We start from the raw sequence: 20,905 nt of genomic DNA, 5'->3' as shown, positions 1-20,905 counted from the left end.
TTCACGAAGTTGGCGAAGTCCTCGCCGGTGGTGTTGTTGCCGCTGGTGGCCGCGACGATGTAGCCGTTGTTGCCCAGGGTCTGGATGTCGCCGTTCGGCAGCACCTCCTTGACGACATAGGTCTGGCCGCCGCTGAGCGGGCCGAGATTGTCGAAGTGATAGCTGCCGTCGGCCGCCGTCTGGACGGACGCAATCACCGTGTTCGGAGCGCCGCTGGCATAGAGGTTGATGGTGATGCCGGCCAGCGCCGTGTCGTCGCCATTATGCCCCGCGGTGGCGTCGTCGCCATTGACGTCGGTGTATTTGTGCCCGGAGATGCTGATGTTGACGAAGTTGGCGAAGTCGTTGCCGGTGCTGTTGGTGCCGATGGTCGAACTGATGATATAGCCATTGTTGCCCAGGGTCTGCGTGTCGCCGTTCGGCAGCACTTCCTTGACGATGTAATTCTGGTTATTCGGCAACACCCCTAGATTATTGAAGGAGTAGGACCCGTCGACTGCCGTCACGGTGGACGCAATCACCGTGTTGGGAGCGCCGCTGGCGTAAAGATTGATGGTGATGCCGGCCAGCGGCGTGTCGTCGCCATTGTGCCCCGCCGTCGCGTCATCGCCATTGACGTCGGTGTACTTCGTGCCCGAGATCGAGAAAGTCGCCGGCTGGCTCAGCGCGCTCCATTCCTCAAAGGTGCCGGTGCCAGACCAGTCACCGCCCTGGAATCCCATCGCGGTATAGAAATACAGGAAGTTGCCGTTCGCAGGATTGAAATTGGCAGTCGGCACCAGAACAATCACATCGCCGCCGCCGCCGCTGCCGCTGTCATACTCGGCGTCCATCAGGACCGAGTTGGCCCCCCCAGCATTCATATTGTAAGCTAAAGTGGTGTTCCCAGACGTGAAATGGAAATTCGGGTCCGTCCCCGCTGTGTCAGGGCCGGCCGCGAAGCTGCCCGCGCCAAGACTGCCATTGGCTGACTGGTAGATCTTCAGCTGATCAAGCGAGAGGAATGGATTCGACCCCGTCTGATGCATATCGAGACGGAATGCGTAATACGCTCCGTTCGGGTCTACCGTGCCGTCGGCGTCGACCTTGACCAGCGTGTTCAGAGCAATGACCATATTGTGCTGGCTGGACGTCTTTTCATCCAACACGCCATCGGCGCTGTTGAAACCCTGCTCCGCGCCGGCATTCTGGATCTGCGCAAACACCGACCAATTGCCGGTGCCGGAAGAACCGCTTACCAGATGGGAGAAAATCGTCGTGTCGCGGCTTGAAAACACGGCACCAGCCGCGCTCACAGTCGTGTTGTCGGCGGTTATGTCGATGTGGGTGTCGGCATAGGCAAAGGTGGTCGGCGGCGTCTTCGGCGCATCCGTGAACGTTGTTGTGGCCGTGTTGCCTAGACCGTCAGTGGCCGTCAGCATGAATGCCTGGTTTGCCGCGTCGCCGTTGACGTACCACGACGTCTCGATCGAGCCGTTGGCAACACCGTCCAGATCGCCGGCGCCGCCGTCGGTGACGGTCCAGGGCGTGCCGGTGCCGGTAAGATCATAAGTGAGCACATCGTCCGCGGTGCCGAGGACGCCGTCGGCGCCGGCGCTGAGATGGGCGACCTCGAAGGTGAGCGTGCCGCCATCCGAGACATTGGTGGTCGTGATTCCAACCGTCTCGCCGGGAGCGTAATCCGCATCCGCCTGGTCAAGCGAGATTGCAAGCGGCGCGACGGGATCGATGCTTCCGGTCGTCGTGGGATCGGTTGTCGCGAGCAGATCACCTGTCAGATTGTCCGTAAGGTCGGTCATGACGTTTCCTCTTGAATTTGACTGCGGTTGCGTTCCGTATCTGCTGTTTCCATTTTCCCGCGCGAGGCGGGCTCACTGTCTGAAGGCGCGGATGATCTGGTCCCGTAACGGCTTCACCAGGTAGGAGATCACCGAGCGGTCCTCGGTCTTGATGAAGGATTCCACCGGCATGCCGGGCAACAGCTTGACCTCGCCGAGGCGCGCAACCTGGGCGGCAGTCGTCTTGATGCGCACGGTGTAGTAGCTGGCGCCGGTACGCTGATCGGTGGCGATGTCGGGCGAGGTTCGCTCGACGACACCGTCGATCTGCGGTGTGGTGCGCGTGTTGAATGCCGAAAATCGCAGTGAGGCAGACTGGCCGACCCACAGCTTGTCGATGTCGCTGGGCGCGATCCTGGCTTCCACGGCAAGGCTGTCATTGTCGGGAACGACCTGCATGATCGTCTCGCCCGGTTTCACCACGCCGCCGATCGTATAGGCGATCGACTGCTGCACGACACCGTCCTGCGGCGCGCGGATGTCGACCCGCTTCAGTTGGTCCTCGGCGGCGACCTTGCGTTCCAGGAGCTCGCCCATCTGGCCGTCGACGTCGCGCAGGTCCTTGTTCACTTCGGTGCTGAGATCGAGATCGATCTGGATGATCTGCAGCTTGATCTCGGCGATCTTCCCCTCGGCCTGCGCCTGGGCGGCAACGAGCTGGCCGCGTTCGCCGTCGAGGCGCGTGGCCTCGCGCTCGGTCGAAGTCAGGCGATCGATGGAGATGAGCTTTTTGGCCCAGAGCGCGCGCACCGAAGCGAGCTCCTTTTGCTCAAGCTCGATCTCCTTGCTGTTGGCATCCGCCTGCGCGGCGTCGCCGGCGATCTCCTTTTCCAGCTGGGCGATGCGTTCCGCAAGCTGGCTCTTCTGCCCGGTGCGGGAGGTGCGCCGGGTCTCGAAATGCTGCTTTTCTCCGGCCACCGCCTCGGCAACGTCGGGATCGGCGACGCGGTCCAGAAGATCGGGCGGGAAGACGATGGCGTCGCTGCCGCGTCGCTCCGAATCGAGACGGGCCTTGCGCGCCGCGAGCTGGTCGAGCGCCTTACTGACCACCGCAAGATTGGCGGCCGGAACGATACGGTCGAGACGCAGCAGGAGGTCGCCGGCTTTCACCTTGTCGCCGTCGCGGGCATCGACCTCGGCAATGACGCCGCCGGTCGCATGCTGCACGTTCTTGACGTGGGAATCGACGACGAGCGTGCCGGGCGCGATGACCGCGCCGGCTATCTCGGTGACCGATGCCCAGCCGCCCACGCCACCGGCAAGCAGAAGCACGGCTCCGAGTCCGAGCCGTGTGTAGAAGCGGATCGACGCATGGGAGGCGCTCAGGGCAGCCATGTCAGTTCCCTCCCTCGGCTCCGTTGGCGACGGCCTGATGTGTACCTTCGGCGGACACCCGCAGCGGCGGAGTGGCCGCGGGGACCGGCCGCAACGTCGGGAACATCTTTGCGAAGATCTCTTCCTTCGGCCCGAAGTCGTGGATGCGCCCCTGGTTCATCGCCAGGACGAAATCGACGGCCGTCAGCACGTTCGGACGATGGGCGACGATGACAACCACGCCGCCGCGCTCGCGAACGCCGAGCATCGCGCGGATCAGGGCCTGCTCGCCGTCCATGTCGAGGTTGGAATTCGGCTCGTCGAGCACCACGAGGAACGGATCGCGATAGAGTGCGCGGGCCAAAGCAATGCGCTGGCGCTGGCCGGCCGACAGCGCCTCGCCATGCTCGCCGATCTCGGTTTCGTAGCCTTGGCGGAAGCCCACGATCAACTCATGCGCGCCAGCCGACTTGGCCGCGGCGATGATCGCATCCGCGTCGGCGTCCGGATCAAAGCGGGAGATGTTTTCGGCGACGGTGCCGGCAAACAGCTCCACGTCCTGCGGCAGGTAGCCGATATGGCGACCGCGCTCCTGCGAGGACCACTGGTCGAGATCGGCTCCGTCGAGCTTGACGCGGCCGCTGACGGGTTGCCAGGCCCCGACGAGGGCCCGCACCAGGGTGGATTTTCCCGAGCCGCTCGGACCGATGATGCCGAGCCCGTGGCCGGCTTCCACGGCGAAGCTGGCATCCTGCACCAGCAGCCTCTGGGTCCCCGGGGCCACGATGGCCGCACCGTGCATCACGACATTGGCGCTTGGCGCCGGCAGCAGCATGGGTTCAGTCTCGGCGGGCATGGCCGCAAGCACCCGGCTCAACCGTTGCCAGCCCTGGCGTGCGCCGACGAAACCCTTCCAATTGGCGATCGCGAGATCGACCGGCGCCAGCGCGCGGCCGCTGAGGATGGAAGCGGCGATGATGATGCCCGCCGACGCCTGCTCTTCGATCACCAGCCAGGCGCCGATGCCGAGCATGGCGGACTGGAGCAGCATGCGCAGCACTTTCGACACGGCACCAAAGCTGCCCGCGACGTCGCTCACCTTGCGCTGGTCGGCAATGAATTCGACGTTGGCATCTTCCCAGCGCGAAGCCAGCCCGCCGGCCATGCCCATGGCGGCGACGACTTCAGCATTGCGAGTGCCGGCAGCGATAAGCCCGCCGCGCCGGTTACCGCTCAAGGTGGCGGCTGCTACCGGCCGTCGCGTCAACCGCTCGGCGAGCAGGGTCAGCACGACCAGAACGATTGCCCCGAACAGAGCAGTCACGCCAAGCACCCAATGAAACATGAAGATGATGACGAGATAGATCGGCATCCACGGCAGGTCGAACAGAGCCGTCGGGCCCATGCCGGACAGGAAGCCGCGCACGCTGTCGAGATCGCGCATCGGCTGAAGGCTGTCGCCCTCGCGGCTGGCCTTGAGCGGCAATCTCAGCATCGAGGTATAGACGCGCCGACCGAGCGCCTCGTCGAGCGCGCCGCCGACCCGCACAAGGACCCGCGCCCGCACGAAATCGAGAAAGCCCTGCCCGCAATAGAGAATGATGAGCAATATCGAAATGCCGACGAGCGTCGGCAGGCTGCGGCTCGGCAGCACGCGATCATAGACCTCGAGCATGTAGAGCGAGCCCGCAAGCATCAGCACATTGAGCATGCCGCTGAACAGGCCGACCGCCAGGAAGGCGGAGCGGCAGCTGGCAAGTGCCGCGGCAAGCTCCGAGCGAGCCGAGCCGGCCGGCCGGCGGCCTGTCTTTTTCGGCGGCGTCTTGCCAGGTGTGACGGTGCGAGGGGGCGCGCTATCCACGGCGTTTTGCACCGGCTCTTGCGCAGCGTCGCCGCGGGCGCGGAGGATGGCCAAGCCACCGAAACCCGCCATCGCGGCCGCCACGAGCATCGAGCCCGTCGATGCATGCCGGCCGAAGCCGAAAAGAAAGAACATGACGACGCATGCGACGAGGGCCAGGCCGAAAAGCCGCACCTTCGTCTGCGCCGAACCAACGGTTGTGTGCATCAACCGGAGCGACGCGTTACTGAACCCCACAGCCACGACCCGCCTTTCACATCCCCGAACGCGTCCGCTGCCGCCATGGGCGGATTGGCCGTGCAAGGCAGCCGACCCCCATGCCGAAAACCGTTCGGCACCCAACTTCGCGGGAGAAAAAAGATCACAACGCCATGCGACCACGAACGACCGAAAACCCCAGCCCGTGAACAGCCCGCCCAAAGGCGGTTCACGGACAGGCGATGGTTCAGTGATTGACGGCGACGACGGCTATGAAAGCCGCCCTGCAAATTTCCCACCCGCAGTAGCGCTGAAACTCGTTGTTGCCGGTCGGGAGATTATTTGCGCTACCTTATATTAGGATATTATTAACTCTACCGCAGGGTGCGTCAACGGGCAATTCAATGAAGACTTCGTGACAAGCCTCAAATTTAGGCATGAACTCGGCCAAATCGGGTATAAAGAATACTTCACGTTATTCTTAGGTCCAACCTTATAAGAGACCTATGCCCCGCCCCATCAGACTTCAGGCGTCGGACCTCGGTCGCCATCCCATCCGCCTGAAGGGAGGCCGCCGCGAGGGCCTGTCAGACCACTTTCTTCTTGCCCCGGCCGCCGCCATGCGCTTCCACCGCCTTCTCGACGGCGCGCTTCAGTTCGTCCTTGATCTCGACCGTCTCAGCCATCAACGCCTCGATCTTGAGGAAATCGAGCACGCGGTATTTCGAGACTTTCGGACGTATCAGGATATGGGGCTGAGACTGCTGCAGCTTGTTGGCGATGATCGACTGCATCATCAGTTGCGAAGCGCCATACATCAGGTCGACCGTGGTCGGATGCCGGCGCTCGGCATCGCTCGGCGCGCCGACCACGTCGATCGCAATGATGATGTCGGCGTCCCTTTCGAGCAGATCGAAAGGGACGGGATTGTAGATGCCGCCGTCGATCAGCAGGCAGTCATTGCGCACCACCGGCCGGAACACCGCCGGGATGGCGGCCGAGGCCGCGAGCGCCGAATGCAATTCACCCTCGGCGAACACCGCGAGCTTGTGGCCGAAATAGTCGGTCGCCGTGACCTTGAGCGGGATCTTCAGCTCTTCGAAGGTAGCGGGAATATCCCCAGGCAGGAAAGCCTTCAGGATACGCTCGATGTTGAACTGGCCGACGCGTATGCCGCCCTGCATGGCTTCGGCGATCGTGCCCGGCCGCGAGCGCCACATGCGCGCGGCCATTTCGGCGCGGCTGCCGAGGATCGAGCGGGAGTATTCGTGGACCTGCGCTCCGGTCATGCCGGCGGCCATGCCGGCGCCCATGATGGCGCCGATGGACGAGCCCGCGATCGCCACCGGCGTGATGCCGAGCTCGTCGAGAGCCTCGATGATATGGATGTGCGCGAGACCGCGCGCGCCGCCGCCGCCGAAGGCTACCCCGAAGGTCGGGCTCATCCCTTGCCGCTCCCCGCCACCTGCACCAGCGGCGGGCCGATGACCATCACGGCGGGTTCGGCCGACAGAAGCTTCTTTGCCGCCGCCTTGACGTCGGCCAGCGTCACCGCGTCGATGAGCGAGGCGCGACGCTTCATGTAGTCGATGCCGAGATCGTCGACCTGCAGCTCGACCAGCGTCGCGGCGATGGAGCTGGAGGAATCCAGATTGTTGATGGCGTAGGCGCCGATCATGTATTTCTTGATGGCTGCGAGCTCCTCCTCGGTGGGGCCGTTCTCGGCCATGTCCTTCACCACCTGGCGCACGATCGAAAGCGTTTCGGCCGCGCGGTCCGAACGCGTCGCCGTCGTCACCAGCAGCGCGTGGGAATGCTCATTGTCGATGAGATCGGAGCTGACGCCATAGGCAAGGCCGCGCTTCTCGCGCACTTCGGCGAAGAGCCGAGAGGTGAAGGTCGAGCCGCCGAGTATCTCGTTCATCAGGACCGCGGCAAAGAAATCCGGATCGCTGCGCTTCACGCCCGGCCAGGCAAGCTGCAGCGAAGTCTGCGGCAAGTCGTAATTCACTTCGAGCTGCTGCCCGAGCTTTGGCGTGACATCCGCCACCGGAGCCAATGTCTGCTTTTCGGGCAAATCGCCGAACACCTCGTCCAGCTTGTCGCTCAGCGTCGCGGCATCGATGTCGCCGACCACTGCCACATGCAGCCCGCCACGGGCGAAATTGGCCTTGTGGAAAGCCTTGATGTCATCGGCGGTAATGGTGGTCAGGCTGTCCTTCGTCCCCTGGTCGGAGCGCGAATAAGGATGCTCGCCATAGATGGCGCGCAGCCAGCGCTGCTGCGCCACCGTGTTCGGATCGCGCTCGTTGGCGAGGATGCCGAAGAGCACCTGCGCCCGGATACGGTCGATCGGCGCCTGGTCGAAACGCGGCTGGTTGACGGCAAGCTTCAGCAGGCCGAAAGCCTCGTTCTTCTCCTCCGACAGCATGCGCATCGAGCCGTAGGTGCCGTCGCGCGCGGCCTGGAAGCTCATCTCGGCGCCGGCATCGTCGAGCTTCTGCTGGAAGGCATCGCTGTCGAGGTCGCCGGCGCCTTCGTCGAACAGGCCGGTCATAAGGTTGACCAGGCCGTCCTTGCCGGCCGGATCCTGCGCGCTGCCGCCATCGAAGACGAAGCGAACTGAAATCAGCGGGATCGAATGATCCTCCACCAGCCAAGCGGCGATGCCCTTCTTCGACTTCACCTCCTGGATGTTCATCTCCGCGCGGGCGGCGAGCGCCGGCAAGAGCAGGAAGAACAGGGCAAAGCAAAGGGTGGCGACGGCGCGATGGATTTTACCTTCTCCCCTTGTGGGAGAAGGTGTCGCCGAAGGCGACGGATGAGGGGTGTTCCAGCGAAGTGAGACGTTGCGTTCCCTGGACCACCCCTCATCCGTCTCGGCGCTGCGCGCCGATCCACCTTCTCCCACAAGGGGAGAAGGGAAGTTGCTGGCATGAACCATGCTCATCATCAATTCCCCGCCTGCTGCTGCGGCAAGAGATAACCGGTGGTGGAATGATCGAGCGCCAGATAGCGGGCAGCGACCGCCTTGACCTCGTCGGCGGTGACCTTGCGGATCCGATCCGGCCATTCCTGGACGTCCTTGACATTGCCGCCGGTGGCAAGTGTCGAACCATACATGTTGGCCATGTCGTCCTGCTTGTCGCGGGCAAAGATCATCGAGCGCACATAGCGGGTCTTGGCCCGCTCCAGTTCGTCATTGCTGACGCCGTCCTTGACGATGCGGGCGATCTCGGCGTCGACCGCCGCCTCGACATCGGCAAGCCTGGCGTCGCCGCGCGGGGCGCCGTAGACGGTGAAGTTGGTGGCATCGAGCATGGTGCCCTGGAAATAGGCGGCCGCTTCAGAGGCGATCCCCTGCTTGACGACGAGCTCCTGATAGAGCCGGCTGCGGTTGCCGCCACCGAGGATCTCGGCAAGCAGATCGAGCGCCTCGGCCTCGCCGGGCTTGGCCGTGTGATAGGACGGCACCACCCATTGCGTGGAAAAGCTTGGCACCGAAACGCGCGCGTCGGTCAGCGTCACCGTGCGCCTGGTGTTCTGCTCGGGTTCGACCGGACGGATGCGCGGGCGCAGATCCGGGCCGCGCGCCACCTTGCCGTAGGTGCGCTCGGCCATCGCCTTGACGGCATCCGGCTCGACGTCGCCCGCGACCACCAGCACCGCATTGTTCGGCCGGTAGTAATTGTCATAGAAGGCTTTCGCGTCGGGACGGTTCAGCTGCTCCATCTCCTGCATCCACCCGATCACCGGAATGCGGTAGGGCTGGTTCTGCCAGAGCGTGGCATCGACCTCCTCATCGAGCACCGCTTGCGGGTTGCTGTCGATGCGCGAGCGGCGCTCCTCCAGGATGACGTCGCGCTCGGTCTTGATGACATCGTCGGTCAGGATGAGGTTGCGCATGCGATCGGCCTCGAAACCCATCATCTGTTCGAGCGCCGAAGGCGGTACCGTCTCGTGGAAGGCGGTGTAGTCGTAGGAGGTGAAGGCGTTGTTGGAGCCGCCGATCTCGGACACAGCGCGGTCGAACTCGCCCGCGGCATGGTTGGTCGTGGCCTTGAACATCAGATGCTCGAAGAAATGCGCGATGCCGGATTTGCCCGGCGGCTCGTCGGCGCTGCCGATCTTGTACCAGACCATATGGGTGACGATCGGCGCGCGGTGATCCGGGATGACGACCACCTCCATGCCGTTGTCGAGCAGGAAATCCTTGACGTCGCCATCGTCGGCCGCACGGGCCGGAGCCGCCGTCGTCAGCGCCAGCGAGCCGACAAGAAGCGCCGCGCGCAGCCCAATCCGCGTAGATGTCATCAAGTTCTCCGGTCTCGGTTGCGCGACGATAGGCAAGGTTTACTGGCGAGGCAAAGTGAATTGTTCGGCATTTTCGAGGCGCGGCTGGAACAACCTAGCTGGCCTCGATAAACCGGATGATCGTTTCACCGTAGTTGCGTTCATCGATCACCGAAAAACCGGCGCCCGGCTCGAACGGCGCCGAGGCCGCCTCCTCGACGACGCAGAGCGCGCCGGGCAGCAGCCAGCCGCCGGCTTTGGCCGAGCGCAGCGCCCGCTCGCCAAGCCCTTTGCCGTAAGGCGGATCGGCAAAGATCAGGCCAAAGGGCGAGATCGTGCCGGCCTCGCCGAGATGGGTGGCGTCCCGCCGGAAGATTTTTGTGCGGCCGGTGAGCCCATAGGCTTCGACATTCTCACGGATCAGGCCACGCCCCTCTGTCGATTCCTCAATGAAGACGCAGTAGGAGGCGCCGCGCGACAACGCCTCCAGCCCCAGCGCACCGGTGCCCGCGAAGAGATCGAGCACACGGCCGCCTTCGAGCTTTTCGGCGTGGCGATGCGCCAAAACGTTGAACACCGCCTCGCGGGTGCGGTCGGTGGTCGGACGGATGGCATTGCTTTTTGGCGTCGCCAGCGGACGCCCGCGGAATTCACCGCCGACGATCCGCATCGCCGCCCCTCTTCGGACCGCGCGGCCTGTTGCCGCCATCGCCTTCGGGGCGCTCGCCGTGGGGCTTGCCGAATGGCTTCGCGCCTGGTTTGCCCTTGCCGCCCGGCTTGTAGGATGCCTTGCGCGCCTTCGCCTCGGCGGCCTTGGCGGCATCGGCTTCCGCCCTGCCCTTGCCGATCGGCCGCGCGCCCGGCGCCATCCAGACATTGGCCTTGCGCTGGCCCGGCGGTTCGATCGGCCTTTGCTCACGCTCGGACTTCTTGCCGCCGAAACGCGGCTTGTCGCCAAACCCGCCGCGCGGCTTGTCGCCGAAACCGCCCCGGTCGGACTTCGCGCCGCGCTCGCCGAATGTCCGTTCGGGTTTCGTCGAGAGCTTGCTCAGCGCCTCGTCGCGGCTGCCCTCGCGGCGCTTGCGTGCCTTGATCAGTCCACCCTCGCCGATCGGCCGGCGGTCACCGTCGCGCTCGAATTTCGGCCGGTCGGCCTCCTCGCGGCGCGGTCCGCTGCCACGCACCGGCTTGTTGGAGAATGGCTTTTGAATCTCGGCATCGAAGTTGGCGCCGGATTCCTCGATCAGCCGTTCGCCGAGTTGTTCGCGCAAAACGCGGCCCTTGATCTCCAGCACATGGCCCTCGGGAAGATCCTCGAGCTGGAACGGCCCGTAGGAAATGCGGATCAGCCGGGTGACATCGAGGCCAAGCGCACCGAGGATGTTCTTCACCTCACGGTTCTTGCCTTCGCGCAAGCCCAGCGTCAGCCAAGCATTGGTGCCCTGCTCACGGTCGAGCGAGGCTTCGATCGAACCGTAGAAGACGCCGTCGACGGCAATGCCGTCGCGCAGGCCGGCAAGCGCGCTCTCCTCGACCTTGCCGTGGACGCGCACGCGGTAGCGCCGCAGCCAGCCGGTGGCCGGCAGTTCGAGCACGCGCGACAGCCCGCCGTCATTGGTGAGCAGCAGCAGGCCCTCGGTGTTGATGTCGAGCCGGCCGATGGTCATCAGCCGCGGCAGGTCGGCCGGCAGCACGTCGAAGACGGTCTTGCGGCCTTCCGGATCGCGGTTGGTGGTGACCACGCCCGCCGGCTTGTGGAACAGAAAGAGGCGCGTGCGCTCGATCGGCGGAATTTCGGTGCCGTCGAGATGGATGACGTCGGAGGCGCTGACGTTGAAGGCCGGCGAGTCCAGCACCTTGCCGTTGACCTTGACGCGGCCGGCCGCAATCAGTTCCTCGGCGTCGCGGCGCGAGGCGATGCCGGCGCGCGCCAGCCGCTTGGCGATGCGCTCGCCGGTTTCCGCTGCCGCTTCGGCGGGACGCGGGCGCGGCTTGAAGCCACCCTCCGGCTTTCCTGCGGTGCCACGCGGACGCTCGCTGAAATCGCGCTTCGGGCGATCGGCAAAGTCCCGCTTAGGGCGGTCACCGAACGCGTGCTTGGGGCGCTCGAAACGGTGTTCGCCGCGCTCGCCCTCGGCGGCCATCGGCCGGTCGCCGCGTGGCGCGTAGGGCTTGCGGCCTTCGCGCTTCTCGAATGGCTTGCCTTCGCGCGGCGGGCCTTTGCGAAACGGCCGGTCGCCGCGCTCCGCACCCTCGCCCATTTCACGCGGCCTGTAGCTGCGTTTGAAATCGCCGCGCTCGCCTTCCGCGGCCGCCGGCCGGTCACTGCGCGGTGCGTAAGGCTTGCGGCCTTCGCGCTTCTCGAAGGGCTTGCCTTCGGGGCGTGGACCTTTGCGGAAAGGTCTTTCGCCGCGTTCCGCACCCTCGCCTGCTTCGCGCGGCTTGTAGCTGCGCTTGACGTCGCGGCGCTCGCCTTCGGCAGCCATAGGCCGCTCGCGCTTCACAAACGGTTTCTTGGGGCCGAAGCCCGGCTTGCCGTCGCGGCCATGCTGGCCCGCCGGTTTCGAACCGCCTTTGCGCGGTCCGCGTGAAGATTTCTTGTCGTCGTCCATTACTTTGCTCGTCTTCACCTGCGGCGCCGCACGCCCTTGCGGACGCCCAACGCAGGCGGTGTCATCTTGATTTTTGCGCTATGCCAGCGCGGCAAAAACCGATTCCGGTTTTCAGGGTCTCGCGCTAGATAACAGGATCACTGCCGGGTGGCGAGGAGTAATCGGAATGGAAACTGCGTGAAGCGGCCTGATTTCATGGCCCTGGCGCTTGAAGAGGCCGAGGCGGCGGCAAACCGCGGCGAAGTGCCGGTGGGCGCGGTGATCGCCGACGGCAGCACCGTGGTGGCGAAAGCCGGCAACCGCACGCGTGAGCTGGCGGATCCGACCGCGCATGCCGAGATGCTGGCGATCCGCGAGGCCTGCCAAAAACTCGCCAGCGAGCGGCTGACCGGCCACGATCTCTATGTGACGCTGGAGCCCTGCGCCATGTGTGCCGGCGCGATCTCCTTCGCCAGGCTGCGGCGGCTCTATTTCGGCGCCGCCGACGAGAAAGGCGGCGCGGTGGTCAACGGCGTGCGCTTCTTTGCTTCGCCCACCTGTCACCACACGCCGGACGTCTATCCGGGGATCGGCGAAAGCGAAGCCAGCCTCATCCTCAAGGATTTTTTTCGCGAGAAACGGAATGGTGGTGAGAGTGGTGAGTAGTGATCCATTCACTATTCACTATTCACTATTCACTATTCACTATTCACAGGCCAAGCCAGTCGAACCAGCCGCTCTTCTTGCCCTCGGCCTGCGCCTTGAGCCGGCGCTCCTTCTTGAACTCGTCCTCGCCGAGTTCGTTCTGCGGCGCGGCATCGGAAGGCTGCCGGTAGGCAAGCGGCGGCTCGCTCAGATATTTGCGAACGGTCGGATCACCCTGCTTCTGTTCGGCAAGCCGGCGCTGAACCTCGACCTTACGGGTACCGTTGGAATCTTCTGGCGACCAGCGCGGCGGGTGGCTGGAGCCCGACTCCGCCATCGCCTTCTTCACCGCCTCGGGATCGGTCTGCACATCCTCGACGGCTTCCGGCTGGTAGTTCGGATCGTTCTGATGCGCAGTGGCATCGGCGCGGATGCGGGCGCGGCGCGCTTCGGGCGATTCGGGCCAATCGGCGCTCGCGGTCTCGATGCTCTCCTGCGGCTGCGGCAGGGCCTCCTTCTGCCCAGGACCGGGCTTCACCAGATCCGGACGCGGCTTGTAGTCGATCGGTGCGCGGCGCTTCGGCATGATCGAGGCAGCGCCCGAAACATCGTCGAAAAGCTGCGCGGCGGCCGTCTTGTCGGTTCCGTAAGTGGGAGATCCCACGCAGCCCGACAAAGCAATGGCCGATACCACAAGCGGCGCCAGCAGCGCGGCGCGCGCAAACGTTCTGTCGGTCATGCCAAAAAGTCCCACTCTAACAGCCTTTCGGTCGCCACCGGCCAAGGGCACGGTCCCCTTCTTCCCCGCACTTGCGATGGAAATCCGGCGACAATTTGTCTGCCGGAGTGTCGCGTGTTTACCTCAACCACTTGTTAAGGGCAACGCGCGGGCGGATTCAGGCCGCCCGGCGTGGCACTTTTGCACCGGCTTATAAACGCCCGAGCGCCTTGAGCTCGTGCAGCACGGCGGCGTCACGAGCCGAAACATCCGGGAATTCCGGGTCCTGCCCGACATCGGCGGTGTAGCGCCAGGAGCGCGCGCATTTGACCAGGCCACGATCCTCGGCCTTCTCCACCAACACGGCCACGCCCTTGACGTCGTCGAGCCCGAAGGCACCTTCCGGTGCCTTGCCGTGCTTGATGACGAGATCGCTGGTGATCGCCATTTCGGCCATGTCGACATCGGCGATCGCCGCTTCCAGCGCCGCGTCGTCGATGGCGACCACCGGCACGGCTTCGAGCGAAGAGCCGATCAGCTTCTCGGCGCGCGCGATCTCCAGCGCGCCGGTGACGACACGCCGCACCTGCCTTACCTTGCGCCATTTCTCGGCCAGCGCCTCGTTACGCCAGTTCTGCGGGATCGCCGGGAACTGGTCGAGATGCACCGAGACGGCGTCCGGATGGCGGTCGAGCCAGGCTTCCTCGGTGGTGAAAGGCAGCATCGGCGCCAGCCACTTCACCAGGCATTCGAAGAGGTGGCGCACCACCTGCACGGCCGCCTTGCGGCGCAGGCTCGACGGCCCGTCGCAGTAGAGCGCGTCCTTGCGGATGTCGAAATAGAAGGCCGATAGCTCCACCACCATGAAGTCGAGCAGCGCGCGGGTGATGCGCTTGAACTCGAACGCGTCGTAGCCTTGGCGCACAAGCTCGTCGAGCTCGGACAGCCGGTGCAGCATCAGCCGCTCCAGTTCCGGCATTTTCTCCACCGGCACGTCCTCGCCATCGTCATGGGCAAGCGTACCCAGCATCCAGCGGATGGTGTTCCTGAGCTTGCGATAGGCGTCGATATTGGTCTGCAGCACGTTCTTGCCGAGCCGCTGGTCTTCCCAATAATCGGTCGTCACCACCCAGAGCCGCAGGATATCGGCGCCGGACTGCTTGATCACGTCCTGCGGCACCACGGTGTTGCCGAGCGACTTCGACATCTTGCGGCCTTCCTCATCCATGGTGAAGCCATGGGTGATGACCGCCTCGTAGGGCGCCCTGCCCCTGGTGCCGCAGCTTTCCAGCAGCGAGGAGTGGAACCAGCCGCGATGCTGGTCCGAGCCCTCGAGATAGACATCCGCCGGCCATTTGAGGTCCGGACGGTCTTCAAGCGTGAAGACATGCGTCGAGCCGGAATCGAACCAGACGTCCAGGATGTCCATCACCTGGTGCCACTTGGAGGCATCGTGATTGCCCAGGAAGCGCGCCTTGGCGCCCTCGGCGAACCAGGCGTCGGCGCCTTCCTTCTCGAAAGCCTCCATGATGCGCTGGTTGACGGCCGCGTCCTTCAGCACATTGCCGTCGACATCGGCGAAGACGGCGATCGGCACGCCCCAGGCGCGCTGGCGCGACAGCACCCAGTCGGGACGCTCCTCGATCATGGCGCGGATGCGGTTCTGGCCGGCGGCCGGCACGAAGCGCGTGTCGTCGATGGCCTTCAGCGCGCGGCTGCGCAGCGTCGTGCCGTCGCCGAGATCCTTGTCCATATAGACGAACCATTGCGGCGTGTTGCGGAAGATGATCGGCTTCTTCGAGCGCCAGGAATGCGGGTAGCTGTGCTTCAGCCGGCCGCGCGCGAACAGCGCGTTGCGCTTGATCAGCTCGTCGATCACCGCCTGGTTGGCGTTGCCCTTCTTGCCATTGTCGTCGATGACGCGCGCGGCTCCACCCTCACGGTCCGGGCCGAAGCCAGGCGCGTCCTTGGTGAAGAAGCCGGCATCGTCGACCGGGAACGGGATCGCGGTATCGACGCCGCGCTTGAGCAATTCGGCCACCGCATCCATCCAGGCGTCGAAGTCCTCGCGGCCGTGGCTGGGCGCCGTGTGGACGAAGCCGGTGCCGGCATCGTCGGTGACATGCTCGCCGGCGATCATCGGCACGGGGAACTGATAGCCATCGGCAAACCCCCTGAACGGATGCGAAAGTGTCAGGCTTGCAAGCTGTTCGGCCGAAACGTTGTGAAGGCGCCTCAACGTCACCTTGGCCTTGGTGGCGGCGTCTTCGGCCAGCGCGTCGGCAAAGATCAGCTTCTCGCCGGGCTGCGGGCCGAAAGCGTTCTCGGCCGCGGTCACCTCATAGAGGCCATAGGCGACGCGCGGCGAATAGCTGACGGCACGGTTGCCGGGCAGCGTCCAGGGCGTCGTCGTCCAGATGACGACATGGGCTTCGAGCAAATCCAGCGAGGCCTCGGACAACGCCGCCGACTGCCCGCCCTCGCCCCCGTCCACAGGACGCGCAAGGCTCGCGACCGGGAATTTTACCCAGATCGTGTCGCTCTCATAATCCTGGTATTCGACCTCGGCCTCGGCCAGCGCGGTGCGCTCGACCACGCTCCACATCACCGGTTTGGAGCCGCGATAGAGCTGGCCGGACATGGCGAATTTCAACAGCTCGCCGGCGATGCGCGACTCGGCGTGGTAAGCCATGGTCGTGTAGGGATTGTCGAAATCGCCGATGACGCCGAGGCGCTGGAACTCTGAGCCCTGCACCTTGATCCAATGCGCGGCGAAGTCGCGGCATTCCCTGCGGAACTCGTTGACCGGCACCTCGTCCTTGTTCTTGCCCTTGGCGCGGTACTGCTCCTCGATCTTCCATTCGATCGGCAGGCCGTGACAGTCCCAACCAGGCACATAGTTGGCGTCGTAGCCGCGCATCTGGAAGGAGCGGTTGATGACGTCCTTGAGGATCTTGTTCAGCGCATGGCCGATATGGATGTTGCCGTTGGCATAGGGCGGGCCGTCATGCAGCACGAATTTTTCGCGGCCGGCGGCCTCCTCGCGCAGCTTCTTGTAGAGGTCCATGTCCTGCCAGCGCTTGACCAGGCCGGGCTCCTTCTCGGGCAGGCCGGCACGCATCGGGAAATCCGTCTGCGGCAAATAAAGCGTCTTGGAATAGTCGATCATCTCAGACGTATCGGTCGTAGGGGTATCGGTCATCGATCTGCCATCTCAAATTGCCCGGCGGCACAAAGCTCGGGCGATATGCGTTGATTTCTGAAAAAGCGCGAGGGGCGCGCGCGAAAACTCCCGGCGGCTCCAGCGGCGCTCAGGCCACCCGGAACACCGGGCCCGTAATTCGTATCGCGATCGCGAAAAGGCGCGAAAAGCTCGTCATGGCGTGGCTTTTAGCGGATGGCGCGGCAGGAATAAAGCGCGGATTTCAAGGCATGAAGCCGCTTTCACGGCCTACATCGTGAAATTGAAGCGGTAGGTGGTCGACACGCCGAACATCCACTGGTTGCGGTCGCCGCGTTCCTTGACCAGGCTGGAATCGGCTGCTGGCCCCATCAGGCGCGAATATTCGGTGAAGACGCTGGCCGTCATCGGCTCGGTCACCTTCCAGGTGATGGCGCCGCCAAGGCCGGTCGACTTCACGCCGCCGCCTGGATGGTATTCGCTGAGCCCCGATGCGGCCGCTTCGCTGGCATTGACGCCGTAATAGGCGTCGAAATAGTTGGACGAGGCGAAGGAGACGCGCGGGCCGCCGGAAATGCGGACCGTCGGCGTGATGTCATAGAAGGCATCCGCCGCGATGTCGGCAACGAAGCCGTTGTGGGAGCGGATGCCATGCCGCAACTCGGCGCGGGCGCGCAGCCAATCCAGCGGATAGAACTCGAAGAAGCCGCCGACCTCACCGCCGAAGCGCACCGGGTCGAGGCCCTCGAGTTCGTCCTTGCTAGTGCGATGGAACAGGAACTTGCCGGTCAGGCCGGCGCGCACGGAGCCGTCGTCGATCAGCGCCAGCGAGATGTTGTCGTTGCGCGAGGTGAAGCGCGCCTCCGGGCCGACCTTGCCGAGCGAGATGATCGGCTGGGCGCTGAACATATATTTCTTGCCGCCCTCGAAATTCGGCGCGACCAGGCCCGTGGCGCCGAGCGTCAGGTACCAGTCGCCGGATATCCAGCTGCCGCCCTCGCCCGCCTGGGCGACAGAGGCGGCGAACAGGCCCATGGCGACGGCCAGCGGAATCGTCCCGACAATACGCATCGTCACCCCTTACGCGAAACGCGCCGGCAACACCACCTGCCGACGCTCAAGCCATGCCGTGCGTTCGGTAAAATTTGACTTAAAATCGGTAACATCGGAACCGGCTGGCGCATCATCCGACCCGCCGATTGGGGGGCGACGTCTCGATCAGGTCGCAGGCAGCGTCCAGCCCGCCGGTAAGCGGCGTCGACGCGCCATAGGCAAGGGCAGCCTTGTGCCATTGCGCTCGGATGTCCGGGTCGCCGGCCTTCAGGATCGCCTGGCGCCAGATTTCGGGGTCGTCACGACTGGCAACAACCAGTCCCGCGCCGCTCGCCTCGACATATTTCGCGTATCCGCAGGCGTCGGATGCAATGACGGGCAGGCCATTTGCGAGCGCCTCGAGGATCACCGTGCCGGTATTTTCCAGGCGAGCCGGGTGCAGCATGAAATCGCTCGCAACCACGATCGCAGGAATATCCTCCTGGATGCCCAGGAGCGTCACCCGTTCCGACATGCCGAATCTGGAAATCAGGCCGCGAAGCCGGGTTTCCTCCTCGCTGTTTTTTCGAAGGCCGGCGATCAGCCAATGGATGTTCGGGAACGGCTCAAGCGCCTTTACCGCCCGGTCGAGACCTTTCACCTTCATTCTGTTGGCGATGCTCAAGGCGATGACGGCTTCGCGGGGAAGCCCAAAGCGATCGCGGATCTCATTGCGGTCGCCGGTCCGCAGTTCAGGTCTGCAGCGTTTCGGATCGAGGGTCGGCCCGACGACATGAATGCGCGATTCTTCCGTTCGCCAGAAGTCGCGGTAAAGCGCCGCCTGGTGTTCACTGAGCGCAATGATCTGCACCGCGTTGCCGGGGGCAAAGATCATAGATTCGAGCTTTTGCTGGCGCATGAAGCGTGGCGAAAACGGCCGCCACCATCCAAGTTTCGAGACAAAATAAGGCGGGTCGCCGGCGTAGTAGATGTCCAGACCAGCCATCTTGTTGAAACCAACCACGCAGTCGAAGTCCCGCCTGGCCGCAAGCACGGTCCGTCCCAGCGCATATTCGGTACCAGGATTGGAGAGTACCCGCGCCGGGCGGACCTTTATCGTCGCCGAACTCTCGACGTGGCCGACCTGACGGGTCGTCAGGATCGTCACGTTATGGCCGCGCTTCACCAGGCGGTCGCTGATGTTGAGACAATCCCTTTGGAGGCCCCCGTTCATAAACAGGGCAGAGATTGCGCAGCAGATTCTCATCGTATGTTCCGGAGCGCGATCTTGCCCGAGTCCGATCGAGCGGAGAGTCTCCGGCGCGCCGCAGACTTCTCCATTCAAACAAACAAAGCAGGGCGCTTAGTGTCAGTCGTGTTGAAACCACGAATATGCTGTATATACCCGGTTATCAAGAGACTTGGGTGCTGTTGCGTTCGAGCTTTCCAAAAAACCGGAGCGCGATTATGAAGATTCGATGGATTAATTGTGGCTGCCAAGCCGGCTTCGCCTGAGAGCTGCCATACCCGTGCCAAAGACTCTGCGCGAGTACGAGTTGCTGCAATGGCTGAGGCTGCAGCCGCTGATGCATGCCATCAAGACTGCCCGTTACCGGAGAATCGACCGGAGGTTCGTGCGTGAGCCGGTCGACGATCGTGCCATTTCGGGCATCCGCGATGCCGTCCGAGGGCGCAATGTCCTGCTTACCATTGCCTTCGGCGACGCTCAGTGCCTGGATCTGCAGTTGCGGCTGACGAAAGGACTTGTTCGTCACGATCTCCACATCGTGGCCGACAACAGCATCAGCGAAGCTGCCGCCCGCGAGAACAGGCAGGTATGCGCGGCCCACGGCATCGCCTATGTAAGATTGCCGGCCAATCCTTGGACTGTGAAAAACCCGAGCCGTTCCCACGGCGCAGCGCTGAACTGGATGTGGCACAACGTGCTGAAACCCGCCGAAGTTTGTCATCGGGATCTCCGCCATTTCCGCATGCGCCGCTCCCATCCTCGCAAGACGGAATTGAATGAGGCGCGTGGTAGTGGCCGATGTGGCATGCAAGCGTTGGCGATCCGATCACCGAGCACAGTCGAGACAGTCGCGTATGATCGCTGCCGATGAACGGCCGCCACTTTCATTTCATCAATGTGCCGGGCCGGTTGCGCAGCGACTTCGGCGATTGCTTCACGCCACGCATGCGGCTCATTAGCCACCAATGGTGCCGGCACAAGATCGCTCTTTCGATAAGGCCAGGCCGCTGAGTAGACCGCTGGAATACCGTGGCCAAGGAAATCTACTGCCTTGATGTCTGACTTTGAATTTATGAAGGCCTCGTGGCTTCCCGAATGGATAGGCAACGGCGCGACCGCTATCGTCTCGTTGACCGCGGCGAGAAACCTCCGATAGTCCGCGAATGCCAATTTAGGTATATAACTGACTTGCCGGAACAGGGACTGGATATGGTCGGAGAAGCGACCGATCAGGATGGCCTCTAGGCCAATGTCATTGGCAGCACTTGCAATCGCCTCGGCAAGTCCCGGTGCCTCGGTCTCGATCATCGGGAGATCGCCTGAAACCCAAAGCAACTGTTTGGCCGGGGCTGCCCATCCGCTTTCCTTGACGACGACAGGTTCGAGACCATTTGGAACGATGATGCCACGATCGTGAATGCTTACGCCGGTGGCCCGTTCGAGTTCGCTTGCTAGCTTTTGGTTCGGAGTCGACACAGCGTCTGCATGAGCCAAGCACCACGCGATCCTGCGGTAAGTCTCCTGCGTTATACGATGCATGTGCGCCGGCAACCGGGGCAGCAGATCATCGATGTCGTAGATGAACCGAAGACGGTGCCGCGCGATAAAATTGAGCTGCGTTCTGCTGATGTTTCTCTGCGCGATCACGGCGTTGAATTCATCGAAACCACGCCGGCCGATGGGAACCAAGTCACGGTCCAGCAGCACGTAGTCCGCTATAGCCCCGGCATTGGTCAAAGCATCGAGCAAAGGGACGAGGCGAATTTGGCAAATGTCGGGTTCGCTGGCTAAGACCGCCACGTTAATGTTCATAGTCGACCTGTGTTGAAATGACCGTGGTTGTCTCTCGAATCTCGGGGAGTGGCAACAGGGCGTCAGCGGGTTTGTGCTGGCGCCGTGCATGAGGTCATGAACGACATGGGAACGCGCGACGAACCCACCGCTCAATCCAGGGCACGTGACACCTCTCTGCGCGCCGGCCGGAA

15 protein-coding genes are annotated in these 20,905 nt (G+C 63.7%); 1 reads left to right on the top strand and 14 read right to left on the bottom strand.

Features of this window, described 5'->3' with window-relative positions; genetic code table 11:
* The 8 genes from KVT37_RS04135 to KVT37_RS04100 form a co-directional block, all read right to left on the bottom strand.
* The coding region (locus tag KVT37_RS04135) for a hypothetical protein (RefSeq protein WP_217569993.1) at positions 1-1,799 on the bottom strand (1,799 nt) is incomplete at its 3' end.
* A 72-nt stretch (positions 1,800-1,871) separates the two neighbouring features.
* A complete protein-coding gene (locus KVT37_RS04130; protein ID WP_217569991.1) occupies positions 1,872-3,173 on the bottom strand; it encodes an HlyD family type I secretion periplasmic adaptor subunit in 1,302 nt (433 codons plus the stop codon).
* Position 3,174: 1 nt separating this feature from the next.
* On the bottom strand, positions 3,175-5,013 hold the full coding sequence (locus tag KVT37_RS04125) for a type I secretion system permease/ATPase (protein WP_308642586.1): 1,839 nt from the start codon (positions 5,011-5,013) through the stop codon (positions 3,175-3,177).
* Positions 5,014-5,798: 785 nt separating this feature from the next.
* Positions 5,799-6,656 carry a patatin-like phospholipase family protein gene (locus KVT37_RS04120; RefSeq protein ID WP_217569988.1) on the bottom strand — a complete coding sequence of 286 codons (858 nt, stop codon included), beginning with the start codon at positions 6,654-6,656 and terminating at the stop codon, positions 5,799-5,801.
* Complete coding sequence (locus tag KVT37_RS04115) at positions 6,653-8,164, bottom strand: pitrilysin family protein (RefSeq protein WP_254633810.1); 1,512 nt, start codon at positions 8,162-8,164, stop codon at positions 6,653-6,655. Before KVT37_RS04115 ends, KVT37_RS04120 begins: the two co-directional genes overlap by 4 nt.
* The gene (locus tag KVT37_RS04110) at positions 8,164-9,525 is read right to left on the bottom strand and encodes a pitrilysin family protein (protein ID WP_217569986.1); all 1,362 of its coding nucleotides are present in this window, start codon (positions 9,523-9,525) and stop codon (positions 8,164-8,166) included. Before KVT37_RS04110 ends, KVT37_RS04115 begins: the two co-directional genes overlap by 1 nt.
* Positions 9,526-9,619: 94 nt before the next feature.
* Positions 9,620-10,174 carry a 16S rRNA (guanine(966)-N(2))-methyltransferase RsmD gene (rsmD, locus tag KVT37_RS04105; RefSeq protein ID WP_217569984.1) on the bottom strand — a complete coding sequence of 185 codons (555 nt, stop codon included), beginning with the start codon at positions 10,172-10,174 and terminating at the stop codon, positions 9,620-9,622.
* Entirely contained in the window at positions 10,155-12,116 is a 1,962-nt protein-coding gene (locus tag KVT37_RS04100; RefSeq protein WP_217569982.1) for a pseudouridine synthase, read from the bottom strand. Before KVT37_RS04100 ends, rsmD begins: the two co-directional genes overlap by 20 nt.
* A gap of 177 nt (positions 12,117-12,293) precedes the next feature.
* Between KVT37_RS04100 and KVT37_RS04095 the strand changes: the two genes are divergently transcribed.
* The gene (locus tag KVT37_RS04095; RefSeq protein ID WP_217569980.1) at positions 12,294-12,761 is read left to right on the top strand and encodes a nucleoside deaminase; all 468 of its coding nucleotides are present in this window, start codon (positions 12,294-12,296) and stop codon (positions 12,759-12,761) included.
* 43 nt (positions 12,762-12,804) lie between these two features.
* Here the strand turns inward: KVT37_RS04095 and KVT37_RS04090 are convergent, their stop codons facing one another.
* From KVT37_RS04090 to KVT37_RS04065, 6 genes are all read right to left on the bottom strand, one after another.
* Positions 12,805-13,479, bottom strand: coding sequence for a hypothetical protein (locus tag KVT37_RS04090; RefSeq protein WP_217569978.1), 675 nt, complete (start codon positions 13,477-13,479; stop codon positions 12,805-12,807).
* Positions 13,480-13,669: 190 nt separating this feature from the next.
* Complete coding sequence (gene ileS, locus KVT37_RS04085; protein WP_217569975.1) at positions 13,670-16,660, bottom strand: isoleucine--tRNA ligase; 2,991 nt, start codon at positions 16,658-16,660, stop codon at positions 13,670-13,672.
* A gap of 249 nt (positions 16,661-16,909) precedes the next feature.
* Complete coding sequence (locus tag KVT37_RS04080; RefSeq protein WP_217569973.1) at positions 16,910-17,710, bottom strand: MipA/OmpV family protein; 801 nt, start codon at positions 17,708-17,710, stop codon at positions 16,910-16,912.
* Between the two features lie 112 nt (positions 17,711-17,822).
* Complete coding sequence (locus KVT37_RS04075) at positions 17,823-18,938, bottom strand: glycosyltransferase family 4 protein (protein WP_217569971.1); 1,116 nt, start codon at positions 18,936-18,938, stop codon at positions 17,823-17,825.
* A gap of 145 nt (positions 18,939-19,083) precedes the next feature.
* The gene (locus KVT37_RS04070; RefSeq protein ID WP_217569969.1) at positions 19,084-19,641 is read right to left on the bottom strand and encodes a hypothetical protein; all 558 of its coding nucleotides are present in this window, start codon (positions 19,639-19,641) and stop codon (positions 19,084-19,086) included.
* Entirely contained in the window at positions 19,638-20,732 is a 1,095-nt protein-coding gene (locus KVT37_RS04065; RefSeq protein ID WP_217569967.1) for a hypothetical protein, read from the bottom strand. The genes KVT37_RS04070 and KVT37_RS04065 overlap by 4 nt, the downstream gene beginning before the upstream one ends.
* Positions 20,733-20,905 lie beyond the last annotated feature (173 nt).

This window comes from Mesorhizobium sp. GbtcB19 (genome assembly GCF_019091085.1).
GTDB lineage: Bacteria > Pseudomonadota > Alphaproteobacteria > Rhizobiales > Rhizobiaceae > Mesorhizobium.
Note: the sequence above shows the minus strand (reverse complement) of the source record. Positions and strands in the feature narration are given on the sequence as shown.

Excerpts from the sequence above, each read along its gene's own strand:
- KVT37_RS04075 (WP_217569971.1), bottom strand. The coding sequence starts at position 18,938 with ATGAGAATCTGCTGCGCAATCTCTGCCCTGTTTATGAACGGGGGCCTC.
- KVT37_RS04120 (WP_217569988.1), bottom strand. The coding sequence starts at position 6,656 with ATGAGCCCGACCTTCGGGGTAGCCTTCGGCGGCGGCGGCGCGCGCGGT.
- KVT37_RS04130 (WP_217569991.1), bottom strand. The coding sequence starts at position 3,173 with ATGGCTGCCCTGAGCGCCTCCCATGCGTCGATCCGCTTCTACACACGG.
- KVT37_RS04090 (WP_217569978.1), bottom strand. The coding sequence starts at position 13,479 with ATGACCGACAGAACGTTTGCGCGCGCCGCGCTGCTGGCGCCGCTTGTG.
- KVT37_RS04100 (WP_217569982.1), bottom strand. The coding sequence starts at position 12,116 with ATGGACGACGACAAGAAATCTTCACGCGGACCGCGCAAAGGCGGTTCG.
- KVT37_RS04065 (WP_217569967.1), bottom strand. The coding sequence starts at position 20,732 with ATGAACATTAACGTGGCGGTCTTAGCCAGCGAACCCGACATTTGCCAA.
- KVT37_RS04070 (WP_217569969.1), bottom strand. The coding sequence starts at position 19,641 with ATGACAAACTTCGGCGGGTTTCAGCACGTTGTGCCACATCCAGTTCAG.
- rsmD (WP_217569984.1), bottom strand. The coding sequence starts at position 10,174 with ATGCGGATCGTCGGCGGTGAATTCCGCGGGCGTCCGCTGGCGACGCCA.
- KVT37_RS04110 (WP_217569986.1), bottom strand. The coding sequence starts at position 9,525 with ATGACATCTACGCGGATTGGGCTGCGCGCGGCGCTTCTTGTCGGCTCG.
- ileS (WP_217569975.1), bottom strand. The coding sequence starts at position 16,660 with ATGACCGATACCCCTACGACCGATACGTCTGAGATGATCGACTATTCC.
- KVT37_RS04115 (WP_254633810.1), bottom strand. The coding sequence starts at position 8,164 with ATGATGAGCATGGTTCATGCCAGCAACTTCCCTTCTCCCCTTGTGGGA.
- KVT37_RS04080 (WP_217569973.1), bottom strand. The coding sequence starts at position 17,710 with ATGCGTATTGTCGGGACGATTCCGCTGGCCGTCGCCATGGGCCTGTTC.